Genomic DNA, 8,696 nt, shown 5'->3' with positions numbered 1-8,696 from the left:
CGGACCAGAAGAACCCTATTTCAAGGCAACTGGAAATTTCGTATAGAACAGTGTATAAATTATGCCTCAAAACTAAAAGCGTAGTTTACTAACGCCGTTTTCCGGACATTTGTAAGAAAAACCTCGTACTGAACAATGTAATTTACATGATCCCAGGTTCTTTTCCGGCTTCAGACAAGAGTAAAAGTAAGCTTCAAGAAAGCTACTGATATACTCAGGTCATAGTCTTATTAGCAGACCCTCGTTTAAGCGGCCTTTTTTGCCTCTCTGTCCATCGATCTCTTCTATAATGCAGGGTTTATATATCAGGTGATGTAAAGAGCTTGTCAATACCAAATGATAGCGTGTGCCGGCTTGCATGTACATAACCGGATTTTGAATTCATGCAAATGACACTTGCATAAATTACCTGATTTCATTCTATAATTCGGTTAACCAAAGCTTTGATCTGTGTTGTTACAAATTAAAAACAGGGTGTTTATGCCGGGAAAATGAATTTTTATATATGCGCAACAGCTGCGGTCTTTATGTATGCTAAAGCTGTTCTTAAAATAATCTCCGTTTATAAATCTGACAAAAAGGCAGAAAATCAACTAAATATTTAGTTGCCGTGGGCTTTTTAGAGAATTATATATAAATCCGCACGTTCTTAACCATAGAAATATAACTAATAATTTAGTTATAAGTAATCACGTTCTGTTTGTCTATAATGTTTCCCCCCTAGAAGATTTTCAAGGCGTGCGCGAAGCGACGCAAGCCGTTTTTGCGCGTTGGTTTTGGTGCAGAATTTTCCTTTCAATTCGCTTTTCAAAAATCAAAAAATCAAATTTTTTCTAAATATATATTTTTATATATAACTATATATTTGGTGGCAATACTCGACAGCAACTGCCCTCCACGTTCAACAGAGGCGGTTTTTAGCGTGGCAATACTCGACAGCAAAGGGGGGTGCGTGGCAATACTCGACAGCAGTGAGGCAATACTCGACAGCAACGTGGCAATACTCGACAGCAAAATCGCATTTTGAGGCAATACTCGACAGCAGTGAGGCAATACTCGACAGCAACGTGGCAATACTCGACAAGTTTGTGGCAATACTCGACAGCAAAGCATTCAACTATTTTTTTTAAACTTGCTTATACCGTAAAGTAACAAGTGCTTAAAGTAACAAATTACAAACTCGAAAATCAGTAACAGGAGCGTGGCAATACTCGACAGCAGTTTAGCCAATGCATCGGCAAGCCAGCACCCGAAATGTGGCAATACTCGACAGCAAAGGCCAAAATGAAATATTTATCAAGGTTTTGCAGCCCCGGTTATCGTATGAGAATAAAAATAGCGTGGCAATACTCGACAGCAACTATTTCACGAAAAAACCATCTTTTATAAATTGTTTAGCTTGTATTACAGTAAGCTGCTGATTATAAGCTTTGTAGTAGGAAGATATCAGAATATCGGCTTTTGCATCCAGATCGGCATCCACGTTCGTGAGCCAACGCTGAAATACGTCTGTTTCGTCCTTGATCGTGATGTTGACGTATTTGAAAGAAAACATGGCCTTCAGTTCATTCATAAGGGTAGTGAAAAACAAATGATCGCCTTTCTTTTCAGAAAGAGAACTGATATTCACCGCATCTGAAAAATCAAATTCGACCCAGTATTCTTCTTGATTCAGTTTCGAAGGATTTCCTTTTATAAATCGGTATGACAAAGGAAACTCGCCTCTCTCGATAAAAAAATCAAGTATTCTTTTCAACGACTTTTTCCGGAACCTGTTTTCCTCCACTTCCAGCTCAGCCAAGTCTGAAAGATAATCCACAGAAAACCTGGCTGTTGTCTCTTTCTGACTTAGCAACTGATGCCTGGTTCTTTGAAGAATCAGATAAAGGCTTTTTCTTCCGTCTCCTCCCCTGCCCTTGCCGATTTTGGGGTATCCATTGGTTTCGATGGTATAGTACCTGCTTATAAAGCCATCAAGCCATTCGTCAGAAATCCTGATTTCATAAACCTTGATTGTATTGGACTGCCTGTTGATATTTAACCTGATATCTTTGAGAATGGGAAAATTTTTAAGCTGGACAATTTCGTTTTTTGTATTCACTGCATAGGACTTGGCGAATATGATATTCTTTTGCAGCATATTGAACAATGCATAATCAAATACAGAGACGAATTCATGACCAAAATATTCCGGAACCGGAGCCTTTGGATTCATGACGAAGTAAGGATGTTTTTTGGCAAGATCCTGCCTGTTTCGTCCAGACTCCTTGCAAAAGTCTTTCAACGTAAATTTGGTATATCCAAAAAGATCCCTTTTCAGATTCTTGCTGATAAATACAATGAAATCTTTGACAATCCCTGCATCTTCCCCGAATGATTTTCTGATATCATGAAGATTGTCAGCTACACTCCTGTCAATGCGACTTAAAAAGAAATCGCTTTTAGAATTGCCTTCGATTTCGATCACCTGCATTTTTTCTTTGTCCTCCATATCAATCTTGCAGCTTTGAAGCTAATTTGGCACTAGTTCTTGCACTTCATTCAGTGTTGTTTCCAGCACTATTTTTCGTACTGGCTTTCACTGCTCAGTTTATCGAGCACCGCTTCTACAATCCAGTCGTGAATGCTGATACCCAACTTGGGCGATCCCGGTTTTCTGGGGCGTTTTGCTCTGGACTGTTCAATTTCACCAATGATCTTTTCGGTCAGTCTGATGTTGATATGCTTTGGCTTTTCAGGACTGGAGCTTTTGGAAATAGTTGATCCGCCTCTGTTGATCACAGCTTCGATTTCTGCTTCTGACAGATTCTTTTTACGCGCTGGTGGTAGCGTGGTTGCCATACAATACGTGGTTAAATAAATTTTCTATTTCTGCAACTGCTTTCAGATCGGGCTGCTCTGCTTCAAATACGGCCAGCCCGATTCCTGCTGTATTACTGAATGCTTTCCGGTTGCTTATTGGATAAGGAAGGTATGTAAGTTCAGGAAAGCTGCTCAAAGCTTCTGCAACTTCTCTGTTGTCGGCACTCTTGATGTCCGCACGGCTCAGAAATGTATAAATTTTCAGGGGATTGGAGCGTATAGACTGAATTTCATCGATCAATGTAATGACCTTGTTGATTGTCCAAAGATCAAAACTTCTTGGCGCAAAAGGTATCATGGATACATCGGCGACAATCAGTGCTGCCCTTTGGCTGGTTGTATCGCGGCCGCCGGTATCAATAATGATGTGATCGTACTTTGGTTTCATGGCTTCAACCTGCTTGCGCAGATTTGCCCCTGTCATGTTTACGAGTGTATAGCCGGTTTGTCCAAGCGTTTGTTCGCGCCAGGCAGTAAAATCCGAAGCTGTTTCCTGATCATCGCCATCCACTAGCAGAACGTCCTGGCCTTTGCTGGCCAGCCATGCTGCAAAAGTTGTAGCCATAGTGCTTTTGCCAACTCCGCCCTTGATTGAGTTAAATGATATTACCACTGTTTGAATTTAAAATGACACTGCAATAAATGGAATAAACAGTACTAAAACAAACACTTTATTCAGTATTGCAATCGGTGCTGAATGCAACACTTAATCGAATGCTGTTATCGACACTAATTCAAGCACTGTTTTCAGCACTAAATTTCCCTTTTTAACAGGTATCCTGAATTGCCGGTTTTGAACTTATGCAACCATCGAATTTAGCACTGGTTACAGCACTAAAACAAGTGCTGATTTATGCACTCGAAGCACCTTTAAATTACATGAATAAACAGTCTTTAACACAGGGAATAACTGATTGCAGATACTTAAAAATATAGTGTACAACGGGAAACTTCAATACCGTATTTATTTGTATCAGAACCATTACTTAAAAACAGTGTCGTCATCAGCACTGGATACATTTTCATCAATGCTACCGCAGGCAGCAGGGTAGGAGAAAGAAACGCAATTCAATCAGCATCAGTAACAGCACTGCATCTGGCACCGATTCTAGCACTGAATCAAGTGCCGCTTCATTTGCATAAAAGCTGCAAATGCCTGTGATACAGTAAAATAAAGCCCATTTTACACCAACATAAAATGTAAACGCAACAGAAAACTTGTTTCCACATGGCTTCTGAAAAGCTGACTTTACAGAAAGGCAAGGCGTATCAGGCTGATGACATCCAGTGATAAGGTTGCCAGTCTGATCCAGAATCTGGAATGCTTTTTCTTTTCCATAAATGCAAGAAAATTTTATTGTAATATCCGCAAAAAGTACTGTGCTGCAAAGAAGTGTTTGATAAGCGGGATGCAATTCTGCTTTATGCCTCTTTATACAATTGTTTATAAATATCACGAAACATGGCAGCAAGGAATCTGTAAAGGATCCGGAACATTCCAAAGACAAATCTTGCAGGCAATCGAGCGAAGTGATTTCATTTTTTGCAAGTGTTTTGAGATAACGATTCACTTTTGTTCATTAATGCTGTTAATACCAAACCCGCTGGCAGCAATGATCTTGCAACAGGACAAAATTTTCAGTCAAGCCTGAATTTACCACAGCACTGATCAACAAAGCCTGCAAGCAAATGTCAAAGTGAATTTCTAAACTTGAATGAGCTTTACAGGCAAATTATTTGAGCCCTGGAAGAAAGTTTCGGATGTATGGAATGTGGATCTTTGCATCATGAAAAATAGCACAGAAATGCAATTGGGAAAGAATGGCCCGTTCGTGTCCAGACTTGGTTTAGGCTGTATGCGCATGTCTTCCATTTGGGGCGGCTCCATTCCTGACGAAAAAGAAAGTATTGCTACGATCCGGGAAGCCCTGGATAATGGAATCAACTTCTTGAACACCGGAGACTTTTACGGTGCCGGTCACAATGAAATGCTGATCGGGAAAGCCATTCAGGGAAGGCGCAATGATGCTTTCATCAGTGTAAAATTCGGTGCTATCTTTCACAACGGTCAGCCTTTGGGAATGGATCTGCGGCCAATTGCTATTAAAAACTTTATAAACTATTCTCTTACCCGTTTGCGTGTTGAAACCATTGACCTTTATCAGCCCAGCCGAATGGATAACAGCGTACCGGTGGAAGACATCATCGGAACGGTTGCAGATCTGATCAGAGAAGGGAAAGTGCGTTACATCGGCGTATCGGAAATTACAGCTGATCAACTTCGTAAAGCCAACAGCATTCATCCCGTAAGTGCACTGGAAATCGGCTATTCGCTCGCTGACCGTCAAATAGAAAGTAAACTGCTGCCAGCGGCAAAGGAGTTGGGCATCTCCGTAGTAGCTTTTGCCAATACTGCTGAGGGCCTGTTGACCGGCGAAATAAAAGTACCGCTTGCAGCAAACGATTACCGCAACCATTTCTCCCGTTTTCAAGGTAAAAATCTAATCAGTAACCTGGAAAAAGTCGAGGTTCTAAAGCAACTTGCCAGTCGTAAAGGTTGTACGCCAGCGCAGGCTGCCATTGCTTGGGTGAAGGAGCAAGGCGACCGCATTATGCCTTTGGTAAGTATGAGCCGCAGATCACGTTTGCCGGAAAACATTGCGGCGATGAACATTGTATTTACACCGGAAGAAATGAACACTTTGAACACTACTTTTGCAACAGGCGCCATACTTGGCGGCACTTACTTACAGCGCTAAATGACCAGTCCAGCAGAAATTCTTCCGGGAGTGATTTTCTACTCATACCTCTCCGCCAAGCGGAAGGAGAAAGTATGTTTATGGAACCATCATACCCTGATATTACAGGTTTCAGGACAATTTGTTATGGAAACCTCTGCACAAAGCATTTCAATGTCCGGAGGAGAAATGCTGCTGATCGGCAGAAACCAGCTGGGGACACTCACCAAAACACCGATGCCAGGTGAAAATTACGAAACCATCGTGATATCTCTTCAGGAGGACCTGCTGCGCAGAATTGCGTTGGAAGAAAAGCTAGAAGCAGACAGGAAACATATCGGCCCGCCTAATATCCTGATTCCTTCCAATGAATTCCTCAAGGGATACTTCCAGTCTGTTGTTCCATATGCCCGGAGTTCCGGAGCAGCTATGACCGATGAAATGGGTATTTTGAAAGTGAAGGAAGGTGTTAAACTGTTGTTACTTGCCGTGCCGGGACTGCGCAACTTCTTGTTTGACTTTTCAGAACCCAGCAAGATCGACCTGGAAAAGTTCATGCTCAGTAACTTTCATTTTAATGTTCCTGTTGAAAAATTTGCGCAGCTTACCGGCCGCAGTCTGGCAGCCTTCAAACGCGATTTTCTGAAAACATTCGGTACGTCGCCCCGTCATTGGCTGCAGGACAAACGACTGACCGAAGCAAAGCACCTGATCGAAACCAGGCATCACAAGCCCTCAGCCATTTACCTTAATCTGGGATTTGAAAGTCTGTCACACTTTTCATATTCCTTCAAGAAAAAGTTCGGCATGGCTCCAACCGCACTGAATTGTGATCTTACCCGAAAGTAATTTGCAAGCATTTGAAAAAGCCCCTTTCAGATACGGATAAAGTTCTTCTGGCTAGTTCCGAATTTTATCATGATATATCTGCTTTATACCAGTCCCCTGATTTTGTATTTATTAAACAAATCTTATTAAATAAATCTCATAGCAGTCATCAAAATTACAACCTTTGTTGTTTGTAGAGAGTCCTGTTACAAAAATGCTAAAAAGCTAATGAACAAGACCTTTGGTTATTTACTTCTGCTTGGATTAGGCCTTTTTGCCTCTTGTGAGGACAGAACAGACGTACGTTCAGAAACTTTTTGCGCTCAGGCCAAGTTTGTCCGCAGATATCATTGTACTTCTTCAGAATCGGTTCAGGTAGTGGAATTGATGTCACCCAATCCGCTGGCTACGCAATTTACTGTAAATGATACTTCTGCTGTAAGATATTACGCTGCAATGCTGGATTTACCGGACTCGGTTCTTGTTGCAGACAAAACTTTTCACATGCAGTTTCACCGGGACAAGGCCAGAGAGAAAAAAGCGAACGTGCTGTACTGTACGCAGGAATATGCGCTGGTTAATATACTTGTATGCGAAAGTATCCTGCAATCCTGTCCATAATAACAGAATACTGGTTTGCAGTCTTTCTGCAATGTTATGTGAAGAAATCCCAGCCTTAACTCTTTTCAGAACCACTATCAGTTAAAGCTGGTAAATAATTGCTGTTTTTTTTTAACATCTTCATGCCTTTTAATCAACCTGTATATGGCCTTGCCGTCAAATTGCTTGTGCCGGCGAGTAAGGTAATGCGTTTCATTCAGCCTCTCTGCAATCTGGGCATAAGTCATACCCTTACTTCTGTATAGCATAGCAAGTTCCGTAGCCTGCACATTGGCCTTGTGGGTTAACGCATTTTGCGTCCGGATCTGCTGACCAGTGCGTATAGCATCCCGTGTCAGGTTCTCCGGCTTTCCAAGTTTGAACCCTTGCAGCTTCTTTTGGAACAATGCCGCTTTGGTCCGTTCGGATGTACGCTCGGCTTCATACTGTGCAAAGGTCACCATCATACCGACTGAAAGCGTATTGGCATCAGGCAGATCACATGCAACAAAATTGACACCTGAATCGCGGAGTGTCATTACAAAGGCAACGTTCCGGCTAAGGCGGTCGAGTTTGGCAATAAGCAGTTTTGCCTGGTTTTTCTGACAGGCCAGAATGGCATCCCGGAGTTTGGGGCGGTCACTTTTCTTTCCGGATTCTATTTCGGTAAATTCCAAAATGATCTGGTCACCTTCCCGAAGGTAGCGGTTGACAATGGATACCTGATCGCCCAGCCCGAGTCCGGATTTTCCCTGCCCTTTGGTCGATACCCGGTAATAACAGATGTAATTCATGCACTTCCAATGATAATTTGTCAAAAATAAAACTTTGTGGCATATTAGTAACGCTCGTTTATAAAATGCCATAAGGCAGATCATTGCATGACCATCATCAAAGCACTGATTGAAAGCAAAAAGTACAATAATGAACAGATTAACCGTTTCCTGTTCTTTCTAACAACCTTTATATAGATTGACAATCCTGAAATAAACAGTAACTTGAGAAGCAGTTTGAATTGTTAACCGGAATTAAAAATGGTATGGGAATAACGTAAACCGTGTAAATGATAACCTTTGAAGAAAGTATTGAAAAAGGCCGTGAAGAAGAAAAAACTGTTTTTTTGAAAACCTTCTTTTAAATACAGATTCTGATCTGGCCAAAATTGCAGCATTGGCCGGAGTTACAGAAAGTTTTATTCAGACACTTGAAAGTAAAATACGAATGCAAGCTTAATCTTCTACTTTATCTTACTTACATTGATAAATTGCCACTAAGGCGGTAAACCGGGTTTGTTCATCAGTTCTTTTCCACCGAAGTACCATATTGACGACATTCCAAATCATTTCCGATCGTCGACAGTGAAGCTAGTATCTGGCTTGCTTATATGTTTATAGTTACTAAATCGCTACATTCGATTTGACCAGCAATATTAGCTGCTGAAATTGGAACAGATAGCATAATCGGGACAGGATTCAGAACCATGCTTTTCAAACATTAAAAATATTTTTGTCAATTTATTGCATTTAAAAATTAGACTTTCTACTTTTGCACTCCCAATCGGGAAATAACGGGTCTTGCGAGCGGCAGGGCCATCAGTTCTGAGGCAATCAGGGCCAAGTTCTTTGACATGATGAAGAGAGCAAAACAAGGAGATTTGTTTAGGAGAAT

10 protein-coding genes are annotated in these 8,696 nt (G+C 41.4%); 4 read left to right on the top strand and 6 right to left on the bottom strand.

Going from position 1 to position 8,696, the window contains the following annotated elements; genetic code table 11:
• The first annotated feature begins 971 nt into the window (after positions 1–971).
• Positions 972–1,130, top strand: a complete 159-nt coding sequence (locus tag FEM55_RS24920; protein ID WP_171036498.1) for a hypothetical protein — start codon at positions 972–974, stop codon at positions 1,128–1,130.
• Between the two features lie 230 nt (positions 1,131–1,360).
• Here FEM55_RS24920 and FEM55_RS07240 read toward each other — a convergent pair whose 3' ends face one another.
• The 4 genes from FEM55_RS07240 to FEM55_RS24915 all read right to left on the bottom strand — a co-directional run bounded on the left by FEM55_RS07240 (position 1,361) and on the right by FEM55_RS24915 (position 4,433).
• Positions 1,361–2,491, bottom strand: coding sequence for a hypothetical protein (locus FEM55_RS07240; protein WP_138280680.1), 1,131 nt, complete (start codon positions 2,489–2,491; stop codon positions 1,361–1,363).
• 68 nt (positions 2,492–2,559) lie between these two features.
• Entirely contained in the window at positions 2,560–2,841 is a 282-nt protein-coding gene (locus FEM55_RS07235) for a hypothetical protein (RefSeq protein WP_138280679.1), read from the bottom strand.
• Positions 2,813–3,475, bottom strand: coding sequence for an AAA family ATPase (locus FEM55_RS07230; RefSeq protein WP_138280678.1), 663 nt, complete (start codon positions 3,473–3,475; stop codon positions 2,813–2,815). Before FEM55_RS07230 ends, FEM55_RS07235 begins: the two co-directional genes overlap by 29 nt.
• Before the next feature lie 418 nt (positions 3,476–3,893).
• Positions 3,894–4,433 carry a hypothetical protein gene (locus FEM55_RS24915; protein ID WP_171036497.1) on the bottom strand — a complete coding sequence of 180 codons (540 nt, stop codon included), beginning with the start codon at positions 4,431–4,433 and terminating at the stop codon, positions 3,894–3,896.
• Between the two features lie 144 nt (positions 4,434–4,577).
• Here FEM55_RS24915 and FEM55_RS07225 point away from each other — a divergent pair, with 144 nt between their 5' ends.
• From FEM55_RS07225 to FEM55_RS07215, 3 genes are all read left to right on the top strand, one after another.
• Positions 4,578–5,621, top strand: coding sequence for an aldo/keto reductase (locus FEM55_RS07225; RefSeq protein ID WP_229209137.1), 1,044 nt, complete (start codon positions 4,578–4,580; stop codon positions 5,619–5,621).
• Entirely contained in the window at positions 5,622–6,449 is an 828-nt protein-coding gene (locus FEM55_RS07220) for a helix-turn-helix domain-containing protein (protein ID WP_138280677.1), read from the top strand.
• A 207-nt stretch (positions 6,450–6,656) separates the two neighbouring features.
• On the top strand, positions 6,657–7,049 hold the full coding sequence (locus tag FEM55_RS07215) for a hypothetical protein (protein ID WP_138280676.1): 393 nt from the start codon (positions 6,657–6,659) through the stop codon (positions 7,047–7,049).
• 77 nt (positions 7,050–7,126) lie between these two features.
• Here FEM55_RS07215 and FEM55_RS07210 read toward each other — a convergent pair whose 3' ends face one another.
• Positions 7,127–7,822 carry a recombinase family protein gene (locus tag FEM55_RS07210; protein ID WP_138280675.1) on the bottom strand — a complete coding sequence of 232 codons (696 nt, stop codon included), beginning with the start codon at positions 7,820–7,822 and terminating at the stop codon, positions 7,127–7,129.
• Positions 7,823–8,457: 635 nt separating this feature from the next.
• Positions 8,458–8,696 (bottom strand): hypothetical protein (locus FEM55_RS25105; protein WP_212748301.1); only part of this gene is annotated, 239 nt, incomplete at its 5' end.

Origin of the sequence: Dyadobacter sediminis (genome assembly GCF_005860765.1) — a bacterium.
GTDB classification, from domain to species: Bacteria; Bacteroidota; Bacteroidia; order Cytophagales; family Spirosomataceae; genus Dyadobacter; species Dyadobacter sediminis.
Note: the sequence above shows the minus strand (reverse complement) of the source record. Positions and strands in the feature narration are given on the sequence as shown.

Excerpts from the sequence above, each read along its gene's own strand:
- FEM55_RS07240 (WP_138280680.1), bottom strand. The coding sequence starts at position 2,491 with ATGGAGGACAAAGAAAAAATGCAGGTGATCGAAATCGAAGGCAATTCT.
- FEM55_RS07235 (WP_138280679.1), bottom strand. The coding sequence starts at position 2,841 with ATGGCAACCACGCTACCACCAGCGCGTAAAAAGAATCTGTCAGAAGCA.
- FEM55_RS07225 (WP_229209137.1), top strand. The coding sequence starts at position 4,578 with ATGAGCTTTACAGGCAAATTATTTGAGCCCTGGAAGAAAGTTTCGGAT.
- FEM55_RS07220 (WP_138280677.1), top strand. The coding sequence starts at position 5,622 with ATGACCAGTCCAGCAGAAATTCTTCCGGGAGTGATTTTCTACTCATAC.
- FEM55_RS07215 (WP_138280676.1), top strand. The coding sequence starts at position 6,657 with ATGAACAAGACCTTTGGTTATTTACTTCTGCTTGGATTAGGCCTTTTT.
- FEM55_RS07210 (WP_138280675.1), bottom strand. The coding sequence starts at position 7,822 with ATGAATTACATCTGTTATTACCGGGTATCGACCAAAGGGCAGGGAAAA.